Annotated in this window: 21 protein-coding genes and 1 riboswitch; of the genes, 9 read left to right on the forward strand and 12 right to left on the reverse strand. The window is 51.5% G+C overall.

Going from position 1 to position 22,613, the window contains the following annotated elements:
- Positions 1 to 875 precede the first annotated feature (875 nt).
- Entirely contained in the window at positions 876 to 1,379 is a 504-nt protein-coding gene (locus HV127_RS26550; protein WP_014839027.1) for a hypothetical protein, read from the forward strand.
- Positions 1,380 to 2,227: 848 nt separating this feature from the next.
- Here the strand turns inward: HV127_RS26550 and HV127_RS26555 are convergent.
- From HV127_RS26555 to HV127_RS26570, 4 genes are all read right to left on the reverse strand, one after another.
- Positions 2,228 to 2,935 (reverse strand): toll/interleukin-1 receptor domain-containing protein, encoded by a 708-nt coding sequence (locus tag HV127_RS26555; RefSeq protein ID WP_064173405.1) that lies wholly within the window; start codon positions 2,933 to 2,935, stop codon positions 2,228 to 2,230.
- 310 nt (positions 2,936 to 3,245) lie between these two features.
- A complete protein-coding gene (locus tag HV127_RS26560; protein WP_064173410.1) occupies positions 3,246 to 3,824 on the reverse strand; it encodes a recombinase family protein in 579 nt (192 codons plus the stop codon).
- A gap of 357 nt (positions 3,825 to 4,181) precedes the next feature.
- Positions 4,182 to 4,784 carry a zinc ribbon domain-containing protein gene (locus HV127_RS26565; protein WP_228727505.1) on the reverse strand — a complete coding sequence of 201 codons (603 nt, stop codon included), beginning with the start codon at positions 4,782 to 4,784 and terminating at the stop codon, positions 4,182 to 4,184.
- Between the two features lie 9 nt (positions 4,785 to 4,793).
- Positions 4,794 to 5,036 carry a hypothetical protein gene (locus HV127_RS26570; RefSeq protein ID WP_064173509.1) on the reverse strand — a complete coding sequence of 81 codons (243 nt, stop codon included), beginning with the start codon at positions 5,034 to 5,036 and terminating at the stop codon, positions 4,794 to 4,796.
- A gap of 164 nt (positions 5,037 to 5,200) precedes the next feature.
- Between HV127_RS26570 and HV127_RS31855 the strand changes: the two genes are divergently transcribed.
- A complete protein-coding gene (locus HV127_RS31855; RefSeq protein ID WP_064173512.1) occupies positions 5,201 to 5,410 on the forward strand; it encodes a hypothetical protein in 210 nt (69 codons plus the stop codon).
- A gap of 188 nt (positions 5,411 to 5,598) precedes the next feature.
- Here HV127_RS31855 and HV127_RS26575 read toward each other — a convergent pair whose 3' ends face one another.
- Entirely contained in the window at positions 5,599 to 6,045 is a 447-nt protein-coding gene (locus HV127_RS26575; RefSeq protein WP_228727506.1) for a hypothetical protein, read from the reverse strand.
- On the opposite strand from HV127_RS26575, the gene HV127_RS26580 reads away from it, so the two are divergent.
- On the forward strand, positions 6,044 to 7,024 hold the full coding sequence (locus HV127_RS26580) for an IS5-like element IS5 family transposase (RefSeq protein ID WP_042934497.1): 981 nt from the start codon (positions 6,044 to 6,046) through the stop codon (positions 7,022 to 7,024). The genes HV127_RS26575 and HV127_RS26580 overlap by 2 nt on opposite strands.
- A 37-nt stretch (positions 7,025 to 7,061) precedes the next feature.
- Here HV127_RS26580 and HV127_RS26585 read toward each other — a convergent pair whose 3' ends face one another.
- From HV127_RS26585 to HV127_RS26595, 3 genes are all read right to left on the reverse strand, one after another.
- Entirely contained in the window at positions 7,062 to 7,751 is a 690-nt protein-coding gene (locus tag HV127_RS26585) for a hypothetical protein (RefSeq protein WP_228727507.1), read from the reverse strand.
- Positions 7,752 to 7,782: 31 nt separating this feature from the next.
- Entirely contained in the window at positions 7,783 to 8,046 is a 264-nt protein-coding gene (locus HV127_RS26590) for a hypothetical protein (protein WP_071598686.1), read from the reverse strand.
- A 123-nt stretch (positions 8,047 to 8,169) separates the two neighbouring features.
- Positions 8,170 to 9,531: a hypothetical protein gene (locus HV127_RS26595; protein ID WP_064173516.1), complete on the reverse strand. Its 1,362-nt coding sequence runs from the start codon at positions 9,529 to 9,531 to the stop codon at positions 8,170 to 8,172.
- A gap of 67 nt (positions 9,532 to 9,598) precedes the next feature.
- Positions 9,599 to 9,695, reverse strand: a riboswitch (TPP riboswitch).
- A gap of 220 nt (positions 9,696 to 9,915) precedes the next feature.
- Between HV127_RS26595 and HV127_RS26600 the strand changes: the two genes are divergently transcribed.
- Both HV127_RS26600 and HV127_RS26605 read left to right on the forward strand, forming a co-directional pair.
- The gene (locus HV127_RS26600; RefSeq protein ID WP_182239892.1) at positions 9,916 to 11,892 is read left to right on the forward strand and encodes an alkyl sulfatase dimerization domain-containing protein; all 1,977 of its coding nucleotides are present in this window, start codon (positions 9,916 to 9,918) and stop codon (positions 11,890 to 11,892) included.
- A 118-nt stretch (positions 11,893 to 12,010) separates the two neighbouring features.
- Positions 12,011 to 12,433 (forward strand): universal stress protein, encoded by a 423-nt coding sequence (locus HV127_RS26605; RefSeq protein ID WP_182239894.1) that lies wholly within the window; start codon positions 12,011 to 12,013, stop codon positions 12,431 to 12,433.
- Positions 12,434 to 12,768: 335 nt separating this feature from the next.
- Here the strand turns inward: HV127_RS26605 and HV127_RS26610 are convergent, their stop codons facing one another.
- A complete protein-coding gene (locus HV127_RS26610; protein WP_182207348.1) occupies positions 12,769 to 13,692 on the reverse strand; it encodes a LysR family transcriptional regulator in 924 nt (307 codons plus the stop codon).
- Between the two features lie 124 nt (positions 13,693 to 13,816).
- On the opposite strand from HV127_RS26610, the gene HV127_RS26615 reads away from it, so the two are divergent.
- Both HV127_RS26615 and HV127_RS26620 read left to right on the forward strand, forming a co-directional pair.
- The gene (locus HV127_RS26615) at positions 13,817 to 15,637 is read left to right on the forward strand and encodes an adenine deaminase C-terminal domain-containing protein (protein ID WP_182239896.1); all 1,821 of its coding nucleotides are present in this window, start codon (positions 13,817 to 13,819) and stop codon (positions 15,635 to 15,637) included.
- Positions 15,638 to 15,639: 2 nt separating this feature from the next.
- A complete protein-coding gene (locus HV127_RS26620) occupies positions 15,640 to 16,983 on the forward strand; it encodes an NCS2 family permease (RefSeq protein WP_182239898.1) in 1,344 nt (447 codons plus the stop codon).
- A 128-nt stretch (positions 16,984 to 17,111) separates the two neighbouring features.
- Here the strand turns inward: HV127_RS26620 and HV127_RS26625 are convergent, their stop codons facing one another.
- A complete protein-coding gene (locus tag HV127_RS26625; RefSeq protein WP_182239900.1) occupies positions 17,112 to 18,005 on the reverse strand; it encodes a LysR family transcriptional regulator in 894 nt (297 codons plus the stop codon).
- Positions 18,006 to 18,174: 169 nt separating this feature from the next.
- Here HV127_RS26625 and HV127_RS26630 point away from each other — a divergent pair, with 169 nt between their 5' ends.
- On the forward strand, positions 18,175 to 18,489 hold the full coding sequence (locus tag HV127_RS26630) for an RcnB family protein (RefSeq protein WP_110277442.1): 315 nt from the start codon (positions 18,175 to 18,177) through the stop codon (positions 18,487 to 18,489).
- Between the two features lie 44 nt (positions 18,490 to 18,533).
- Here the strand turns inward: HV127_RS26630 and HV127_RS26635 are convergent, their stop codons facing one another.
- Both HV127_RS26635 and apbC read right to left on the reverse strand, forming a co-directional pair.
- Positions 18,534 to 18,863: a hypothetical protein gene (locus tag HV127_RS26635; protein WP_182240857.1), complete on the reverse strand. Its 330-nt coding sequence runs from the start codon at positions 18,861 to 18,863 to the stop codon at positions 18,534 to 18,536.
- A 380-nt stretch (positions 18,864 to 19,243) separates the two neighbouring features.
- Positions 19,244 to 20,353, reverse strand: a complete 1,110-nt coding sequence (gene apbC / locus HV127_RS26640; protein WP_182239902.1) for an iron-sulfur cluster carrier protein ApbC — start codon at positions 20,351 to 20,353, stop codon at positions 19,244 to 19,246.
- A 151-nt stretch (positions 20,354 to 20,504) separates the two neighbouring features.
- Between apbC and metG the strand changes: the two genes are divergently transcribed.
- Entirely contained in the window at positions 20,505 to 22,538 is a 2,034-nt protein-coding gene (gene metG / locus HV127_RS26645) for a methionine--tRNA ligase (protein ID WP_182240859.1), read from the forward strand.
- The last annotated feature ends 75 nt before the right edge of the window (positions 22,539 to 22,613 follow it).

Consider the following 22,613-nt stretch of genomic DNA (forward strand, 5'->3'; position numbering starts at 1 on the left):
CGTTTTCTTTTAATGTGTAGTTGTTTCGACAATACTGGTGTTGGTAATTAATTGTTTTAATTATGTCGAAACAGGATTTCAGAGACCGTAGCCCGAATGGGTGAGTGTTGTGAGTTTTCTTTCCTGGCTAAGGAATGAAAATGAACAAAAGCGCGGTCTCTTTATATTGTGGCGTTTTATTCTGTCACTGTTGGTCAGAAAATCACTTCACAAAGAAGCACGCTACCTTATTCAGGAAGCAAAAGCCTCCGAAGAATTGAAAAACGACATTCTGCAATCTACCTGAACCATCATCCTCAAATGCCCATGATTGTCAAGAAACTCTTTGCTTCAAACAGAGTGAGAACGATTCCAATTCTTGCGAATTTATGATAAAATACCATAAACATCAATGCATTACAAAGAGGAAACTTTGTGTCATAAACAGACGACAGTCCCCTTTTCTTCACCCACAGCCGTTGAACGCATCACTCTGACGACAACCCTGAATAACACCGACCTTCGTGCAACATGGGCCCGGATTGAAGTCCTTCACTTTCTGAATATCACAGATGTTCCGGTTACTGCCGAAACGGTTAGCCGCTGCGTCGATTTGCCGTTGTCCACGACGTATCGGGCACTTTCAGCTTTGGAAGAACACCGACTGGCGGGGGTGACTTTTAGTAGGGGCAATGTCACCCGGTGGTTTCGATTCACACCGGATAAATCACAGCACTGTCCCGCATGTGGACAGAGGTTCCATATCGAGTACGCATAAGCCGTACACACAAACACCGATGAGATGACCGCATATTACGGTCACATCAAATGACGCTCACCAGAGAGCGCCAGCGGGCTTTTACGCCCTTTATTCAACGATTACAGAGGATTACCTAATGACAAAGAAGACCGCTCAGAGAGCCGCAGACAGCGATTTACAGGCGTTTCTGAGAGAAGCCGCCGACAGGTTCAAACCGGATGCCGCCGTGCTGGCAGCGCGTATCGATACCGCCGTCCATAGGCACACAGCCACCAGCACCACGCAGAAATTTAGCGCCCCGGCACCACTAGCATTACAGCAGCTACAGGAATGGATATTGGAAGGATGGCGGTACGATATCGGCATCCCTCAGTCGGTCTACGTTGCTGGTACAGGAAACATGAGTATCACACTACGCAAACCGATGGAGCTGGTGGAGAAGGAGATTGCCGACCTGAAACGACAAGTCGAGGACGCTTACCACAACGAACTCGCCGCAGCGCTGGAACGCGAGGTTGATAAACTGATTCAGGACGCCGCCAACGAGGCACAGCGCCGTGCAGAGGAAGCCGCAGCAGCAGAGCGTGATGCTATGCGCCAACGCATGAGAGATATGCTACTAACCAGGGCGGCTGTATGACCGTCAGCAAGAAGGGGCCGCAATGCCCCGCTTACATCGACCCAGATGCACTGGAGCGAGCTATAGCCGCCGCACGCCAAATCAAAGAGGCCAACCCGGATCTCTACAAACCGCTACCCGTCCAACCGGAAGTTAAACGATGAAATTTTATGACATCACGGTGACTGAATAACTGCCGACTGGCTCACCGCCACACGTGGAAATATATCTCTGCCAGCATTCGTCCGTAATACGTAAGCTGCTGACTGAAATCGCCAGCAATCGGAAAAAATAAAGATCTAACTAAAACCACCAATGCCTCATTGGGAGAGAAAGCCACAGAACAAGAAAAAAACGGATATGGACTAGCGCGGCGCTCACTGGTGGAAGGATGCATATGCAATTCTGGTACGTCATTAAGATTTCTAATCGTTAAACAATGTTCACCCCATCAAGCCAGCCATACGCATAAGAAAATTATTGAGAGCCATATTCTCACGGCAGATTCGTAGCCAGCAGGCGCACCAATGCCCGCAGCGATCCACACGACGCCGCTTTTCTCAGATTAAATTATGAATAACTATATGTAATTTAAAAAATTAATCCTCGCAAACGGGCGAGGCTGTAGGAACAACGAAGGGAGTTACGGTAGTGGCTTATGTCTATTAGCTCAAACTCAATCTGGTAGTATTACTGCATTGAGCTTAACCTAAGCTGACAGGCAACTTTGTGCCAAAAGCGGAATTTGCTATATCAGTCTATGTTAATCAACGGGGAGCAGGTCAAACCTTTCAGTATTGACTGATATCTGGCCTGCAATAGCAGACCAGATTCATGAGCTGGAAATATTTAACGGGGGCTTGGATAAACTAAACAGTGATCAGCTCTGCAATTTTTGTTGCAACAACTGCCAATGTATCTTCTCCCGTGTCGAGGCCGCTTCGGGATGCAAGCAAGGGACTGACATTACGGAGAGCTTCATACGTCGTGTTATGCACGATGGGAACGAGTTGGTTGCCTGCCAGTAAAGCGGAAAGTTCTTTATCAGCAACGCCTTCTTTAGGAAGACGGTTTAACAATGCAGGTGTCACTAAAACCAAGCCGATTCGAGAGTTTGCTAATCCTTTATCAATGGCACGCATCATCGGAACGCCAAGGGCAAGGTCCTTTTCGCTGAACCATACTTTGACACCTGCCGCTTCGAGCAAATCGTGTAACTCTTTGGCAATACCTTGTCGGTCATCCCAAGCATGGCAAAGAAAGACATCACGCAGATCAGGTTGCTCAATGGCAAGTTTCTCTACCGCTTGTCGAATTGGCGTGAGTGATTGTACTTGGGCTGTTGTGTAAGAAACGGAAGACCCTGATTTTGACCAACGTGGCTTCGCGCTGCTGCTGGAACCACCGCTACTGCCTCCATAACTTCCGCCACCGCTAGAGCCTGATGATGAGTAAGAAGGGTAACTATCATAACTGTAGCTACTGCGGCGATAACCACTGCGATTACGACATGCGGGACAGGCAGCAGCAGCTGCTGCTGAGCTATGTCCACGTACAGGAGCTGTACATCTTGCCATACTCTTGTTTCCCCTTAATAATCTGAAAGATAACTGCTGCACCATTAAAGCCAGATAGTAATGGGGGCTTTTGAGTGTAAAACAACTGGCGTATTTTCAGAAACTTGCCCCTTATCACACTGTCAGATTTAATTTTTAGCTCAAAAGTCCAAAAAGAGCAGGGCTAGTGGTTGAAGTGGCAGCACTGATGACTTAAGCGGTATTGTCTTTGTATACCAGATGAAGGCCTGCTCCTCGCTCAAAGCCGCCCATCAGAACTGGTTTTGCTTTATCCGCGAAGACAGTCAGTTCAAGTCTGGTTTATCCAGATTTACTCTTCTTTGATGTTCCAGTTACGCTTAATTGTAGGCAGGCTCAAACCCACTTCTAGCGCCGCTTTGGACTGGCTCAGTCCCTTTGCTTTGGCTTCCTGTACTCGCTTAAAGGTATCCGTTGCCGCCGGACGGCCTAACTTTTTACCCTCAGCCTTTGCCCTTGCCAGACCTTCTTTGGTGCGCTCAATGATGCGGGACTTTTCGAACTCCGCAAAAGCTGAAAACATTTGCAGCATCAGCTTTCCTTCCGCACTGGCAAGATTACGCACGGGCAGATCAAGCGAGACAACGTCAACCCCCTTATCCACCAGCATCGCTATAGTTTGCTGCACATCGATGTTGTCACGCCCCAGCCTGTCCAGCTTGAGCACTACCAGCCGATCGCCGTCTTCCAGTTTGTGGGTCACCATATCTGCAAAGGCTTTGCGTTGCATCGCCTGCACACCACCGGATACGGTTTCGGATACGACACGATTGTCTGGAACGTCATAACCGGCCTGACGGATGGCTACAATTTGGTTTTCGGTCGTCTGTTCACTGGTCGAAACGCGGCAGTATGCAAAGGTGCGGCTCATAATATCCCCTCGTCTGGTATCAAAAACGGTATCATAATCCATGACTGGTATCATTATGTCAATATGCTATTTTATTGATACCAGTTTTACAGGGTATTTTGCGGTGTCACAAAACGACCGATTGTTGATACCGCCAGGGGCAATAAGGCCAGCAACGGGATAAAGATATTTTGAAAAGATCGGCGGTAAATCTTGACGGGGAAGAACATCCGCCTAACACCTCAGACCATGCGACAGCAGCACAATCACCGGCAGGATATTTCCACGAGCCGATTTATATAGTGGTGGGGTATTGGTGAATCGCTTCCGGGGGGCGAAGGTTTGGGGTAGAAAGTAGCGTCTACCCCGAGTGGAATTTTAGCGGAATTGATTCATCGTGAATCTATACGAAATGTCATCAGAATTACCGTATGCCTCAGTTATCACTAACACGTTATCCTTGATGGTGAACTCGACATTGAATGCAACACTCCCCGATCCGTTCCAACGGTTGGAAGTCTGCCCCGACTCAGTCCATATCACATTGTTGCCGGATAGTTTGCAGTCGAACGAGTACTGACTACCATCAGACGGACGACGATAAGAGATTTTAAACACGCCCGCCTGATTCGCTTTTGCAGCTTTGATTGTATTCACTTCATACCCGAACATTCCGCTGATTGCAGCCTTGCAAACCTGAGAAGTAGTAAATGGTGCCGTTGAAGCCGGAGCCTGATTTACGGGAGCAGCAGTTTTAAGACGAATTTCTCCTATTGAGGCCGAACCGCTTTCCGTGGATAGCTGATTGCTGCCTGACGATTTGTCATCAGTAAACGCCATCCACCCAGTCCATCCAATTACTGCCAGCAAAAAGACGCCTTTGAGGGGTGAAATATAGGGCTTTTTTACTCCACAGGATGGGCACACCTTCGCGCTGCTTGAAACACTATGCCCACATTCACGGCACTTTTTCATTGCCATATCCGGCCCTCAATCGTTGACTTCAACAGTCCAGCGACCGCCGCGATCCTTGATTGTGTACTCATATACATCATCGCAGAAGACGTTAAATGAACGGCTGAATTGAGCGGGATATACGCCGTTGACCTTATTGCACTGATACCCTGCCCCCTGAATCAACACCTTCGCTTCTGCCTTCATCTCAGACGAACCGTCATCTGCATAAGCATTACTCACCAGCAATCCCAGTACAACCAGAAGTATTTTTCTCAAAATCAGCTCCTTGAACAAATTTACACAATGAAAACCAAGATTCATCTTAACCACTTTGATCAATTAATTCGATCTTAAAGATCAGTATTTTCGATCGATTGAGATGATAAACTTCACGTATAAATTGTGAGCAGAAAAAAGTTGCCCGAGAGGAGCAGATTGAAATGAAGGCGCTTTGTTTGATTTTTTGCGGTTTGTTGGTGTCATTCAGCGCCGTCGCAGGACGGATCACCATGAATGCACCAGAGCAGTCAACGACGGAGAGCGGACAAACATTGTGTATCTACAGCAGCTCGAGCTACACGTTTACATACGTCACCAAGTCAAAACATTGTCCCTACAGCAAGACGTTCGATACTGAGGATGCCGAGTAAGTCAGGTACGATTACTTGATGCAAAGGCGGGCTTTAACAGGGATACAGTGCGTGATACATGACTGATGCGGCGCTTGATTGCATCAGTATATTGTTAGAACGAGCCGACTTAACAGTCATCTAATGAATAAAACCCTGTTGATACAGGGTTTTTAATTTTGTTCAATTTCATCACATTCAGCCTAAAGCTATTGCTCACCGTGATGCAATAACATGTAATCTTTGATTAGAAATTCATCATATTTAGCAGGTAATAAAGCCACTTCCCCCCATCCAAGCTGAGGTGTCATATATCCCATCCCAACCCCATCGACTTGGCTATAAAAAACGACTATCCGACCGAGGTTATTTTCATTGAAAAATCCTCTCCCATCAGCAGTATCGTTAGTAATTCGTATCCTGAAATCTTTAAATGATGTTCCTGGGCTGATCTTTAACCAGACATTGCTATGACCTGAAAACCTTTCAATCTTCCAAAACTTACCAAAGTAGAATGCTGGCTCAGGGAGATCACCTGTTATATCGTTTATTTCTTTAAGAGAGTCACACAACCTATAACGCTTAGGGAAGGTGCGAACAAGTCCCTGATATGAGATCATGTTTGTCATCTGGAGCCATGGAACAGGGTTCATCATGAGTCATCAACTTACCTTCGCCGACAGTGAATTCAGCAGTAAGCGCCGTCAGACCAGAAAAGAGATTTTCTTGTCCCGTATGGAGCAGATTCTGCCATGGCAAAACATGGTGGAAGTCATCGAGCCGTTTTACCCCAAGGCTGGTAATGGCCGGCGACCTTATCCGCTGGAAACCATGCTACGCATTCACTGCATGCAGCATTGGTACAACCTGAGCGATGGCGCGATGGAAGATGCTCTGTACGAAATCGCCTCCATGCGTCGGTTTGCCCGGTTATCCCTGGATAGCGCCTTGCCTGACCGCACCACCATCATGAATTTCCGCCACCTGCTGGAGCAGCATCAACTGGCCCGCCAATTGTTCAAGACCATCAATCGCTGGCTGGCCGAAGCAGGCGTCATGATGACTCAAGGCACCTTGGTCGATGCCACCATCATTGAGGCACCCAGCTCGACCAAGAACAAAGAGCAGCAACGCGATCCGGAGATGCATCAGACCAAGAAAGGCAATCAGTGGCACTTTGGCATGAAGGCCCACATTGGTGTCGATGCCAAGAGTGGCCTGACCCACAGCCTAGTCACCACCGCGGCCAACGAGCATGACCTCAATCAGCTGGGTAATCTGCTGCATGGAGAGGAGCAATTTGTCTCAGCCGATGCCGGCTACCAAGGGGCGCCACAGCGCGAGGAGCTGGCCGAGGTGGATGTGGACTGGCTGATCGCCGAGCGCCCCGGCAAGGTAAGAACCTTGAAACAGCATCCACGCAAGAACAAAACGGCCATCAACATCGAATACATGAAAGCCAGCATCCGGGCCAAGGTGGAGCACCCATTTCGCATCATCAAGCGACAGTTCGGCTTCGTGAAAGCCAGATACAAGGGGTTGCTGAAAAACGATAACCAACTGGCGATGTTATTCACGCTGGCCAACCTGTTTCGGGCGGACCAAATGATACGTCAGTGGGAGAGATCTCACTAAAAACTGGGGATAACGCCTTAAATGGCGAAGAAACGGTCTAAATAGGCTGATTCAAGGCATTTACGGGAGAAAAAATCGGCTCAAACATGAAGAAATGAAATGACTGAGTCAGCCGAGAAGAATTTCCCCGCTTATTCGCACCTTCCTTAGCTCTACCATCTTCACCAACAAGATAAATCTCACGGTAATAATTGTGATCGAAATTAACGCATAGAGATTGAACACTTGTTACTTGACTGGGAACCTTGAAAGATTCGCCATGATGGCGGGAAATGGGTAATGAAACCTCTTTGCCATTTTTCCTCTCGAAGTGCGAATCCACAGGTGCTTCATCACCCTCAGAGCCTATCCTGGGATTATTGTTTGGACGAGACTCAAGAAAACCGCTTATGACAATGAGCTCCTCATCTTCAACTGCTTTTTTTGCATCTTCCTGAGAGGAGTATTTTTTGTACTGAATGGGGCCACATCTCAGGCTACAGAAAGGTGCATTGTCATCTTTAAGATGTTTGTAATAGGCAGGAACCTCGTTCGTAGTCATTCCCTTATCGGGATCAGCAGGTACTCGGGTTATATGTTCATAGCAAGAAGGACAGAAAATATTTCCTTTCATGTGCAATGAGTAATCCAAGGGTTCCACAGTATTTCTTTTGAGAGCAAGAAGCGTATGCTCGCCTTTTATCCAGTCAGGATCATAATATGCATAAGCGATTCTTCGAATTGCCATCTTATCTCCTTGATAAACATGACATTAAAACTTATTTATTCCAATATGACGATGAGATACCGTCAAGATAACCTTGAGCATAGGCAGCATGCGGACTCTTATGCCGAACATTTCCTGCTTGGCTCTCTGGAAGAGAATCTAAGTTAATATGAAGGGTTTCATCTCTTCTTGTTCCCGCCTGATATCCTCTTTCATAAGCACAACCACAACACTTGTGTCTTCCAATTCCCCCTTGATCATCAGGAAGTTGTTCAAAAAAACCCCAGTAACGATGTTCATCTTTACAATTAGCCATGACACCCCTTTCCTTCTGCCAAGTAAGTATTAAAACTATATGAATACCGCCCCCTACTTTTTCAAGATAAATCCTAAAGACTTCTTGATCCTAATCACAAAAATGATGAAAATTAATGTGTTATTACTTCCAACACAATCCGTCAATTACGTAGCAAACTGAATTTAGCGGGAACGTATGCAGATAGCGTCTCGTAATTCCCGACCCGCTTTTCTCATGACCGACCACCTGTTGTAAGTGTGACAAGTTCCCAACCCAGCCAGCTAAACAGGTCGAGATCATTGTGTGCCGGAAACTATGCACCAGCCGCCGTTGTCCATAATCATCAAGGTACGGGATACCAAGCTGATCGCGGATATCAGCTAAAACCTTGCCAATCTTCGGCATATTCTTACCCGCCACTGGAGAAAATATTTTCTCTTTCCACTGACGATTCACAAAATCGATGAAGCCCCACTCGATCAAGTCAGGATGAATTGCTACTTGGCGTGTAGCGTTTTCAGTTTTGCCCTGTCCACCTTCGGCAATCAGAAGGTAATGACGCTGGCTGTCTTCATCATATTTGATTTGCGATTTTTCCAGCTTGGCTATCTCACCTCTCCTGGCTCCAGTGTAAGCCAATAATAACGTAATCCATTTCTGCCAGCCGTCAGGCTGCTTGAGCGCCCAACCCACAAATTTTCTCATCTCCGTCGCGCTGTACGCACCAAACCGTGCTTTCGATGGTGCCGCCACTACGCCATCAGTCGGAGATTTATCCAGAATCTCTTTGCTATCAGTAAGAAAGGTCTTGAACAGCGATTTATAAATTTTGAGATGTTTATGAATTGCCTCGGCCCCCACCAAATCATCTGGTGGAACATCATCACATTCGATCAGTTGCTGAATAGTCATTGAGCGATACGGCTGAACAACACGCTTAGGCAGGTTTTCTACAACTTCCATCACCTGCTTAATATCTTGCCTGGTGACTGCCTTTACGTCCGTTGATGCACCCAAAACTACGAGCAGTACTTCCATAAAACGCTCATTGGCCTGGGCGATTGCTTTAGTCCAGCTTCGCCCCTTCTCGCTTCGGTACATGTTCCATGCACCAGCCAGAGTTAAAGCGTTTTCTGGCTCGGTTAGCTCTTTTTGGTCCGCAACTACAGCAGGAGCGACAGCATCTCGATATTCATGCGCTGTTATCGGCTGAGTTTGGACTTCACGCCGCTCATCATTGAGGAATTGTTGTGCTAACCAGTGGTCAGCCTGTTGTTTCAAGCGACTGGTGATCGCAGAAAGGCGAGCGGAAAATTGATCGGGCTTGATAGCCCCGCATTGCACTAAGTGAATGACAGGAGAGGCAAAAGACATTACCGAGTGCGCTTGGGCGTAGCTGTCTGTTTCCAGCGACTTACGGAAATATTTTTTGCCGGACAGACGAAAGCGAACGTAGTAGATCCCGTTACGTCTAGTGGTATGACGAATGGTTTTGTGTCCCATTTGATGAGCCTCAATGTGTTACGGCTGAACAAAACAGGACGAAAAATAGAAGTAATTGTTTGATTTTTATCAGAATAATTGCCATGGCTACGCTGGCATTATCCAGATCAGGTGGTACGGGTTTTTCTCAGCCTTCACAAAGAAGGGCACCCCGAGTCATTGAGAAATAAAACGTTCTCAGCGGGCAGGTTACGGGAAGTCACCGGACAACGCAAGCTGGCCTGAGGACCTCTCCTGACTCCAACCAACAATAAAAAACATTTCATTAACAAAACAAACACTTTTTCAGATACGCGATTATAGTTTGAGGAGTCATTACAGGATGTAACCCAACGTCATATCGAAATTAGTGAGTAAATCAGCATAAATACCTCGAGGATCTCAATGAAATTAACCCCGATAATGAAAGGATTGGCCCTGGCTGGAATATTCTCTACCCTCCCCCTGACAAGCTGGGCGGAGACCTCCCCTAAAGAAGCGACAGCGGCAACCAAACAAGCGAACGACGCGCTGTACAAACAGCTTCCCTTTTCCGATAACACCGACTTTACCAACGCGCATAAAGGCTTTATCGCCGCTCTCCCCACTGAGGTAATTAAAGGCGAACAGGGCAATGTTATCTGGAACCCGCAGCAGTATGACTTTATTAAAGAGGGTGAAAAAGCACCGGATACCGTCAACCCCAGCCTCTGGCGTCAGTCTCAGTTAATTAATATTAGCGGCCTGTTTGAAGTGACCGAAGGCGTGTACCAGATTCGCAACCTCGATCTCTCCAATATGACCATTATCGAAGGCAAAGAAGGCATTACCGTTGTCGATCCGCTGGTGTCGGCGGAAACCGCCAAAGTCGGTATGGATCTGTATTACAAAAATCGCGGCAATAAGCCGGTGGTTGCGGTGATTTACACCCACAGCCACGTTGACCATTACGGCGGTGTGCGCGGCGTAGTCGATGAAGCCGATGTGAAATCCGGCAAAGTCAAAGTCTATGCACCTGCTGGCTTTATGGAGGCAGCCGTTGCGGAAAACATCATGGCTGGTAACGTGATGAGCCGCCGCGCCAGCTATATGTACGGTAACCTGCTGAAGCCGGAAGCCACCGGTCAGGTTGGTGCAGGGCTGGGTACGACGACCTCTGCCGGTACCGTCACCCTGATTGCCCCGACCAACATCATTGAGAAAGATGGCCAAAAAGAGACTATCGACGGCCTGACCTATGACTTTATGCTGGCTCCGGGATCGGAAGCACCGTCAGAAATGCTGTGGTATATCGAAGAGAAGAAGCTGATCGAATCCGCAGAAGATGTCACCCATACCCTGCATAACACTTACTCTCTGCGTGGCGCGAAAATTCGCGAGCCGCTGCCATGGTCGAAATATATCAACGCCGCCATCGTGCGTTGGGGCGACAAAGCCGAAATCATCATGGCGCAACACCACTGGCCGACCTGGGGCAATGAGAACGTTGTTAACCTGCTGAAAAGCCAACGCGACCTGTATCGTTACATCAACGACCAGACCCTGCGCATGGCTAACGAAGGCCTGACTCGCGATGAAATCGCCGCCAAATTCAAGCTGCCGGACAGCCTGGCAAACACCTGGGCCAACCGCGGTTACTACGGTTCCGTCAGCCATGATGTAAAGGCAACCTACGTGCTGTATCTCGGCTGGTTCGACGGCAACCCGGCAACCCTGGATGAACTGCCGCCAGAAGAAGCGGCGAAGAAATTCGTTGATTATATGGGCGGTGCCGATGCCATCCTTAAGAAAGCAAAAGAGGATTACGGCCAGGGTAACTACCGCTGGGTGGCTCAGGTCGTGAGCAAAATCGTCTTCGCCGACCCAGGTAATCTTGAGGCGCGTAATCTGGAAGCCGATGCTCTGGAACAACTGGGCTATCAGGCAGAATCAGGGCCATGGCGTAACTTCTACCTGACCGGCGCGCAGGAGCTGCGTAACGGCGTGGTGAAAGGCCCGACGCCGAACACTGCCAGCCCGGATACCGTGCGGGCAATGACGCCTGAGATGTTCTTCGACTATCTGGCGGTACATATCAACGGCGAGAAAGCCGGTACGGCTAAATCGGTGTTCAATATCGACCTCGGCAACGATGGCGGTAAATATAAGCTGGAGCTGGAAAACGGCGTGTTAAACCACACGGCCGATTCCGAGGCGAAAGACGCCGATGCCACCATTACGCTGGATCGCGCTACGCTGAACAAAATCATTCTGAAAGAGGAAACGCTCAAGCAGGCGCAGGATAAGGGTGAAGTGAAAGTGACCGGCGACGGCGCGAAGCTGGACGAAATGCTGGGTTATATGGATAAGTTTGAGTTCTGGTTCAATATTGTGACGCCGTAAATAAGTCACCCCGCGGCAGTCGGTCGCGGGGTCTTAATCTGCCTATTGTCCGATTTGCTTTCCCCTCATGGCGGGCACAGAATGATATCAAGGTGCCGTCTTGTGTTGAGGTCTCGTTATGCCCGTTTATCACCATGTCCTGGTGCTGATCAACAGCAGCCAGGATGGCGTTCCGCTGCTACAGCACGCTGCGAAAATGGCGGAAGAAAGCGCTATGCGCATTACCATTGCCCATATCAGTACCGACTACCGGGCACTGAATTACGTCTCCGATAGCCTGCTGGATGATGACGTTTCGCAGGAGGTGATTCAGGCAAAAGCGCTGCTTAATGAGCTGGCAACAACGGTATCTCTACCCGTGCAGACGCTATCGCTGGTGACCGCTCGCCGTTTTGCCGATGTTGAAGAGTGTGTGCGCCAGAGAAATATCGATTTGATTATCGCCGGACATCACAACCGGTTGCTGGGCGTCCTCGCTTCCCACTCTCTGGAGTATATTAATCATCTCACCGTCGATGTGCTGATTAAGCATCTCCCTTAGCAAGTTCTCCCCGGAGGCGGCGCTGGCGCGCCTTGTCCGGGCTACCCTACCCACACAGCATGGGCTTCCAGCCCGGTCGACATTACGCTAATAAGAGACTTTCGGCGATTGCATAGCGCGGTTGTTAGTTGATTAATTATCCCCGTTGCCGTGGGGAACGTACTAAATATATCTTTTTGTTTTATAATAAATTTTTTCATTCAAAAACAATCTACCGACATTTTTGCAACAAATTGATTTTATTAAAGAGCGATAACCCTTTGATTTTAATAGATACGATAAAGTATTTCGTTAGCTCTTTCACTTTCACTGAAATGAACCGCGATAATGGCATCCTATAGATTAACTTCCCGCAGCGAACTCAATAGTAAAGCAAAACACGCTTCAATCAGCGGCGGCAAAGGCTGTGGCCCGCGCATCAGCGCCACGGTCCGCGTTAAGGCAGGTTGCTGAAGCTGGGCAATCTTCAACACAGGATCCTGAAGATGGGTGGTATAAAGCGCAGGCAGAATCGCCACTGCCAGCCGGGAACGCACCAGACCATAGAGCGTTTCAATATAATCAACCTGATAGCGCGTATTAAGCGTCAGGCGATGACTCTCTGCCAGCGCGCCGACCAGACGCTGAATATTGCCCTTTGAGAACACCGCGATATCGCGCCCGGCCAGTAGCTTCCACGGCAGATGCGGCTGCCCGGCCAGCGGATCGTCACAATGCAGCACCGCAACGAACGGATCTTCGCGCAGAGGATAAACCAGCAGTTCCGGCGGCAAAGAACGATCAATTGCGCCAATGGCAAAATCTATTTTCCCCGACTGCAGCTCGCAAAACAGGGCATCGTTGGTCTGATCGTGAAACTCCACCCTCAGGCGCGGAAAAGCCTGAGCCAACGTCTGCGGCAGCAGCGGAAACAGCAGCGAGCTCACCGATGGCACCAGGCCAATGCGCACCGTGCCATCGCCGCCGGCCTCGACAATCTGCTGCATATCCTGAAACGCCAGTTGCGCCACGCTCAACACCCGCCGGGCATGGGGCAAAATGGCAGACCCCAACTCGGTCAACGTCACTGACGACGCCGTGCGGTTAACCAGCTTACCGCCCAGTACGGCCTCAATTTGCCGCAGCGCGCTGCTTAGCGCCGGTTGGCTGATAGCCAGCCGATTAGCGGTATCGGTGAAATGGCGTAGCTGGGCCAGGGTCACAAAATACTGGAGCTGTTTAAGCGAAAGTGCAGGCAGACGCTGCCAGGGTTCAGTCATAGTGTTTTTCGTCAACGGTCATTACGCAGAATAACCCGAGGTTATCGGGCGATAAATTTATTCATCTGGGCAAACGTTTGCTCTGCCCCTAGAGTATCTGCATTATCCTTGTGCCGGAGTTGTTATGTCCAGCAGTGCTGAAACCCGCCGCCGCGCCGTCCAGGCCGCACGCGGCGAATCCCCGTTCGATCTATTACTGACCGACGCACAGATCGTCGACATGGCGAGCGGCGAGATCCGCGAGGCCGATGTCGGCATCGTTGGCGAAATGATCGCCAGCGTGCACCCGCGCGGTAGCCGATCCGATGCCCACGAACGCCGCTCTCTGGCGGGTTATTTTTTGTCACCAGGGCTGATGGATACACACGTTCACCTCGAAAGCTCCCACCTGCCGCCCGAGCGTTATGCCGAAATCGTCCTGACTCAGGGCACTACGGCGGTGTTCTGGGATCCGCACGAGCTGGCCAACGTGCTGGGCGTTGAAGGTGTGCGCTATGCCGTCGCCGCCAGCCGCGATCTGCCGTTACAGGTAATGGTCGCCGCGCCCTCCAGCGTGCCGTCCACGCCGGGGCTGGAGATGTCCGGCGCGGATTTTGCCGGTGCGGAAATGGAAACCATGCTGGCGTGGCCGGAAGTACGCGGCGTCGCCGAAGTCATGGACATGCACGGCGTGTTGCACGGCAGCGAGCGGATGCAGGAGATTGTCCAGGCCGGTCTGAACAGCGGCAAGTTGATTGAAGGCCACGCGCGCGGTTTAAGCGGCGCGGACCTCCAGGCCTATCTCGCCGCCGGGGTGACATCCGATCACGAGCTGACTTCTGCGGAAGATGCACTGGAAAAACTGCGCGCCGGGCTGACCGTCGAAATTCGCGGCTCGCACCCTTACCTGCTGCCAGATATCGTCAAGGCGCTGAAAACGCTACCGCATCTCTCCTCGCAGATCACCGTCTGCACCGATGATGTCCCGCCGGATATGCTGCTGGAAAAAGGCGGCATCATTGCCCTGCTCAACCTGCTGATTGAGCATGGTCTGGCGGCGACCGACGTATTACGCTTCGCCACCTTAAACGCGGCGATCCGTCTACAGCGTAACGATCTGGGGCTAATTGCCGCCGGACGTCGCGCCGATCTTGTCGTTTTCGATTCATTAGAAAAGCTCAAAGCGCAGGAAGTCTACGTCGCCGGGAAGCTGATTGCCCGCAAAGGGACTCTGCTCCAACCTGTTTCAGCGGCGGCTGGCGTGACGCCACCGCGCAATACGCTTCAGCTGACACCGCTAAATCCTGACGATTTTATCCTCCGCGTCGAAGATATCCGCCACGGCGTCGCCCGCCTGCGGCATATTCGCGGTGCGCGTTTTACCCAGTGGGGCGAAGTGGAGGTGCAAGTCCGCGACGGCAAAGTGCAAATCCCGGACGGGTTTAGCCTGATTTGGGTTAAGCATCGCCACGGCCGCCACGAAGCGAAGCCGCAAATTGCGCTGCTGGAAGGCTGGGGTGAGCTGCGCGGTGCGATCGCCACCAGCTATTCGCACGACTCACACAATCTGGTGGTGCTGGGTCGAGATGCCGACGACATGGCGCTGGCAGCAAACCAGCTTGTCGCATCAGGCGGTGGTATGGCGCTGGCGCAGCAGGGCAAAATCCTCGCTCACGTGGCAATGCCGATTGCCGGGATGCTTTCCGATTTACCAGCCCCGGAGCTGGCGCAACAGTTCCGCCAGCTGCGAGACCTGAGCGCAGAAGTTGCCGACTGGGAGCCACCGTACCGCGTGTTTAAGGCTATTGAAGGCACCTGCCTCGCCTGTAACGCCGGACCGCATTTGACCGATTTGGGTTTGACCGACGGCAGTACCCGCCAGATTGTCGACCCGCTGATAGACTGCCGGGAAATCCCGGAATACATAAAACACACAGAGCACAACAATAAACATCAGGGAGCCTAAGCATGGCCGACAACACCCTTCATTCATCCGCGCAAGGAAGCTGGCTGGAGCGCCGTTTTGCCTTGTATTCGCGCGGCAGCACGTTGCGTACCGAGTGCCTGGCCGGGATCACCGGCTTTCTTGCCGCCGCCTATCTGCTGGTGGTTATCCCCGGACTGCTGGCGGTGGGCGGGATGGATAAAGGCGCAGCGACCACCGGCACGATTCTGGTATTCGTCGGCGGCACCCTGCTGATGGCGTTTTACGCCAATCTGCCGTTTATCGTTGGGCCGGGCATCGGTGGCTCGGTGCTGGTTGGCGTGACGCTTGCAGGCAGCGAGGGTATTGGCTGGCAGGTCGGCCTCGGTATCGCCTGCTGGTCAGGGATCCTGTTTTTCCTGCTGACAAAATTCGGCCTGCGCGAAGTGGTCACCCGCTCGGTGCCACAATCTATTAAACTCGGGCTAACCGCCTCGATCGGCCTGTTCGTTGCGGTACTGGGCTTTCGTAACGCCGGGCTGGTGCTGGCAAATGCCAAAACCAATGCCCTGATGCTCGGGGATTTCCTTTCACCGGGCGCACTGGTCGCGCTCTGCGGGCTGTTTCTGGCGATTGCCCTACAGGCACGAAAGATCCCCGGTTCTATTCTATGGGCCATCCTGGTCGCTACCCTGATCGGTATCCCCATGGGCGTCACTAAACTGCCGGGCAGCATTATCGATATGCCGCATTCGCTGACGCCGGTGCTGGGGCAAATCGATATGCTGGGGGCGTTGAATATCGCTTTCCTGCCGTTCCTGTTCGTCTTTTTCGCCTCAGAGTTCTTTTCCACGATGGGCACCACGCTGGCGGTGGGCGGCGAAGCGGGCCTGCTGGATGAAGAAGGCAATATGCCGCATATCAATCGCCCGTTTATGGTCGATTCCATCGCGGCGGCTATCGGCCCGTGGCTGGGTATTCCGGCAGCGACCGCGCTGATTGAATCTTCGGCGGCAGCGGAAGCTGGCGGCAAAACCGGGTTAACTGCGCTGTCGGCGGCGGTAATGTTCCTGCTGATGCTGCTGTTTACGCCGGTGGCGTTGATGATCCCGAAAGAAGCCACCGCGCCAGCGCTAATTCTGATCGGCCTGAATATGTTCAGCGGCCTGCGCAAAGTAGATTTAGGCAATTTCACCGACGGATTGCCGGTATTGATGATGGTGATGATTACGCTGATTGCCAACAGCTTCGGTACCGGAATTGCCGGTGGACTGCTGTTTTATGTGGTGATTAAGACTATTGCTGGCAAGTGGCGAGAAATCCCGATTGGCCTGTGGATCCTCGCCATTCCTCTGGTGTACTACTTTGCTACGCTGGTGAAGCATTAAGGTTCATGCCAATAATTGCCCCAGAGGCGGCGCTTGACGCGCCTGTCCGGGCTACCGGTCCGCAGACGGTGGTGGACCCGTAGCCCGGCCAGGCGAAGCGCCGCCGGGAATGACACCAGCGTTAGAGCCTATACTTTCTCGCACTCCGCTTTAACCGCCTCATACAGTAGCCGCACCGCAGGAGAAAGCTGTTTGCGGTGCGGGCAAATCATATTTAGCGGCACGACATCACCCTGATACTGCGGCAACAGCACCTGTAGCCGCCCTTCGCGAATGTCATCGCTCACGTCCAGCGTGGATTTATACGCAATCCCCTCCCCGGCAACCGCCAGGCGGCGAATAACTTCAGCGTCATCACTCACAATCGTGCCGGAAACCTGCACATGGTGAACGTCTCCCCCAACGCTAAGCGGCCAGCGATCGAACGGCCTGCCGCGCAGCACGTAGGTCAGCGCATTATGCCGCGCTAAATCATCCAGCGTCTGCGGTTCACCGTGCTCGGCTATCCAGCCGGGCGAGGCCACCAGCACGCGCCGGTTCTCGGGCGCAACCGGCAGGGAAATAAACGAGGCGTCGTCGTTATCGCCATAGCGAAATGCCACGTCCACCGGGTCTTTAAACACATCGGTCCGATGATCGGAAAACAGGATCCGTAAACTCAGCGCGGGATGGCGCAGACGAAAAGCGCGAAACACGCGCAGGAGCAAGTTACGCCCCAGATCGGACGGCACGGCAATTTGTAACGTACCGCGAACTTCGTCATCGGGAGCCTGGATTTTTTGCAGTCCGGCGTGCAGCGTATCCAGCATCTGCGTGGCATAGGGCAACCAGGTCTCCCCTTCAGGGGTCAGACGCAAACTACGCGTTGAACGGGCAAAAAGACGAATGTTCAACGTCGTTTCCAGGCGTTTTATCGCCGCACTCACCTGCGCGGGCTGCTGCCCTGCCTCTCGCGCCGCCTCGCTAAAGTTGCTTAATGCCGCGGCGCGGACAAACAATGCCAGATCTTCCAGCCTGAACATAGTAGCTCCCGAATCAGGATTATTCTCAAAACCGACGCGATCCGCCGAAAAACGTCATAGCATCACTGTTTGCTTACACTTTTAACCAAACCAACACTTGCCATTTCCTTGATGTATCAGGAATGATACGAGGCTGCGATTTTGTGTCCAGGATAATAATGAGGAAATTATGCGTAAAACAAAAATGATGCTTCTGGGCGTACTGTTGGCCTGTTCCAGCGGAGCGTGGGCTGCTGGCGGCGCTATACAGAAATATGAGCTGGATGGTGTTACCGCAGACTTCAAACAATTCCACATCGGCGATACCGTACCGCCGCTGTACCTCACGCCAGAATACAACATTAAGCAGTGGCAGCAGCGCAATCTGCCCGCACCGGACGCCGGTACTCACTGGACCTATATGGGTGGGAGCTACGTTCTGATTACCGATACTGAGGGGAAAATCCTCAAAATCTACGATGGCGAGATTTTCTACCATCGTTAAAAGCCGAACGCCAGCGCGCTACCTGCCGCTGGCGTTTCTCGTTTCTATTCGTTAAAACGGTTTTGCTTTTGCATAAATTCCTCGACGGCAATATATGAAGCAATTTGCTCATATAACATCAGAATACTTAATATCAGATCGCCGCCGCTTCGCAGTAAATCATCTGGCGCAGTGCGGCTTTGATCACCTGATAAAAAAGTGATTTGTTCGAAAATTTCATTATATTCACCATAAGCGCCAATCGGAACCTCAGTTAGCGGGATGTTTTCCTGACAATAACGCAACGCATCGTCTGCTTTCTCCGGCAAAGAGCGCTTATGCATAAAAATAACCAGTAGTTCTCGTAACTTAACGATTAGAGCAATATTATTCATCATTCACTCCGAAAATGTATTACGGATATTTTATTCCTTACCTCGTTTTTATCTACGTATGACTAATGATGACAACTTCCCGCCCAAAAAAAATTAGATGAGGAAAATAAATTCCTGTAAAAAAACACCTCATCCTGGCGAATAAAAAATATTTCACTTCTATGTTAATGAAGCTCTCACAATTGCCGGAAGAATACAATGTTAATAATATGTTTTATTGATAAATCTCAACACGCCTGAATGTGAATAAAAATAAGTAATAGTTAACACCAATGATATTCATTTGGTGATTAACTTATAAGGCAGAAAAGCGCAGTTATCTGCAGACATAAAAAAACCGCGCGACGTAAAACGCCGCACGGCTTAGCCTGGAAAGGTGATTACACCGCCCGGAAGGCAATCTCGCCGGGGATCACTTCGCCCTGCCAGTACAGCTGCGCCGCGACGCGGTCCGCTAGCTGGCGGTAAGTCTCGGTAAACTCGCTTCCCGGACGCGCGACCACCGTCGGGGTACCTTTATCGAGGTCTTCACGCAGCGTGATATGCAGCGGCAGCTGGCCCAGTAACTGAGTATGGTATTTATCCGCCAGCTTTTGCGCGCCACCGGTACCGAAGATAGGTTCGTGGTGCCCACAATTGCTGCAAATATGCATACTCATGTTTTCCACAATCCCCAGTACCGGCACTTCCACTTTTTCAAACATCACGATGCCTTTTTTGGCGTCGATCAGCGCAATATCCTGCGGCGTAGTGACCACTACCGCGCCGGTTACCGGAATGTTCTGCGCCAGCGTCAGCTGAATATCGCCGGTGCCTGGCGGCATATCCAGTACCAGATAATCGAGATCCGGCCACAACGTTTCCTGCAGCATTTGCATCAGCGCTTTGCTGGCCATCGGGCCGCGCCATACCATGGCGTTATCGTCAGTCACCAGATAGCCGATGGAGTTGGTTGCCAGACCGAATTTCATAATCGGCGCCATGTGAGTGCCATCCGGTGACGTCGGACGCTGGTCTTCCGCGCCGAGCATGGTCGGAATCGACGGGCCGTAAATATCGGCATCGAGAATACCCACTTTCGCCCCTTCCGCCGCCAGCGCCAGCGCCAGGTTAACCGCCGTAGACGATTTCCCCACCCCACCTTTGCCGGAGCTGATGGCGATAATGTTTTTTACGCCGTTAATACCGGGCTGATTTTTTACCCGCTGAAGCGTGGCGATGCTGTGCGTCAGCTTCCAGTCAATGGCTTTAGCGCCGGTAATGCGCAACAGCTCGGCGCTGCACTGCTCTTTTAACACCTCAAACGCGCTATGCCACACGAACGGCATCTGAATTTCGATGTGCACGGTCTCGTCCAGCCAGGCGACGTGGTGCAGCGCCTTCAGCGTGGTGAGGTTATGTTTCAGGGTTGGGTGCTGGAAATTAGCCAGGGTCCCGGCAACCATCGCACGTAGGCGCTCGGGGGATTTGGCCTGGGATTGCGAACTCATCCCGACTCCTTTGTTATTGTGAGTTGAATCTTGTCCGTTAAGTTTACCTTAAAGGGAATAATTCCCCCACAATAAGCTTTGGGCTTACCAAATTATTGCCTTTGCGGTAACATCGAAAGCCCTTTTTACAATAGAAGATGTAATGCCCACTATGACTCAAGTCGCGAAGAAAATTCTGGTAACGTGCGCGCTGCCGTACGCAAACGGCTCAATCCACCTCGGCCACATGCTGGAGCACATCCAGGCTGATGTCTGGGTCCGTTACCAGCGAATGCGCGGCCACGAAGTCAACTTCATCTGCGCCGACGACGCCCACGGCACCCCGATCATGCTGAAAGCGCAGCAGCTCGGGATCACTCCGGAACAGATGATTGGCGAAATGAGTCAGGAGCATCAGACCGATTTTGCTGGCTTCGGCATCAGCTACGATAACTATCACTCCACGCACAGTGACGAAAACCGTGAGCTGTCGGAGCTTATCTATGGCCGCCTGAAAGAGAACGGTTTTATTAAAAATCGCACTATTTCTCAGCTTTACGATCCGGAAAAAGGCATGTTCCTGCCGGACCGTTTCGTAAAAGGCACTTGTCCGAAGTGTAAATCACCGGATCAGTACGGCGATAACTGCGAAGTGTGCGGCGCGACCTACAGCCCGACCGAGCTTATCGAGCCGAAATCGGTGGTTTCCGGCGCGACGCCAGTGATGCGCGAGTCTGAGCACTTCTTCTTTGATCTGCCGTCATTTAGCGAAATGCTGCAAGCGTGGACCCGTAGCGGCGCGCTGCAGGAGCAGGTGGCGAACAAAATGCAGGAGTGGTTTGAATCCGGCCTGCAGCAGTGGGATATTTCCCGCGATGCGCCGTACTTTGGCTTCGAAATCCCCAACGCGCCGGGCAAATATTTTTACGTCTGGCTGGATGCGCCAATTGGCTACATGGGCTCTTTCAAGAACCTGTGTGACAAGCGCGGCGACACTATCAGCTTTGACGAATACTGGAAAAAAGACTCTACCGCCGAGCTGTATCACTTTATCGGCAAAGATATCGTCTACTTCCACAGCCTGTTCTGGCCTGCGATGCTTGAAGGCAGCAACTTCCGCAAACCAACCAACCTGTTCGTTCACGGCTACGTGACGGTCAACGGTGCGAAGATGTCCAAGTCACGCGGTACCTTTATTAAGGCCAGCACCTGGCTGAAGCATTTTGATGCCGACAGCCTGCGCTACTACTACACCGCCAAGCTCTCTTCACGCATCGATGATATCGACCTGAGCCTGGAAGATTTCGTGCAGCGCGTGAATGCCGACATCGTCAACAAAGTAGTGAACCTGGCGTCCCGGAATGCGGGCTTTATCGCCAAGCGCTTCGACGGTGTGCTGTCCGCTGAGCTGGCTGACCCGGTGCTGTACAAAACCTTCACCGATGCAGCTGCAAGCATTGGCGAAGCATGGGACAGCCGCGAATTCGGCAAAGCCATCCGCGAAATCATGGCGCTGGCTGACGTCGCGAACCGCTACGTTGATGAGCAGGCTCCATGGGTTGTGGCAAAACAGGAAGGCCGCGACGCCGACCTGCAGGCTATCTGTACCATGGGCCTGAACATGTTCCGCGTGCTGATGACCTGGCTGAAGCCGGTTCTGCCGGAGCTTTCTGCGCGTGCGGAAGCCTTCCTTAACAGTGAACTGAGCTGGGATGCCATTCAGCAGCCGCTGCTCGCTCACAAGGTCAATAATTTCAAAGCGCTGTATAACCGCATTGAGATGAAGCAAGTTGAAGCGCTGGTTGAAGCGTCGAAAGAAGAGGTGAAAGCGCTGTCAGCACCGGTCACCGGTCCGCTGGCGGATGACCCGATTCAGGAAACCATCACTTTTGATGACTTCGCCAAAGTCGATATGCGTATCGCGCTTGTCGAAAACGCCGAGTTCGTTGACGGTTCAGACAAGCTGCTGCGCCTGACGCTGGATCTCGGCGGCGAGAAACGCAACGTCTTCTCTGGCATCCGCTCCGCCTATCCAGATCCGCAGGCGCTGATTGGTCGCCTGACGGTAATGGTCGCCAACCTGGCGCCGCGAAAAATGCGCTTCGGCATCTCGGAAGGCATGGTGATGGCCGCCGGTCCCGGCGGGAAGGATATCTTCCTGTTAAGCCCGGACAGCGGCGCTCAGCCGGGCCAGCAGGTCAAGTAACCCCGCATAAAGCGCTGCTCCGGCAGCGCTTTTTTTTATAAACTCTGAAATATCCCGCCTTACCTCGTAGACCCC

The sequence above is a fragment of the Klebsiella sp. RHBSTW-00215 genome, from assembly GCF_014103785.1.
Taxonomy (GTDB): Bacteria; Pseudomonadota; Gammaproteobacteria; order Enterobacterales; family Enterobacteriaceae; genus Klebsiella.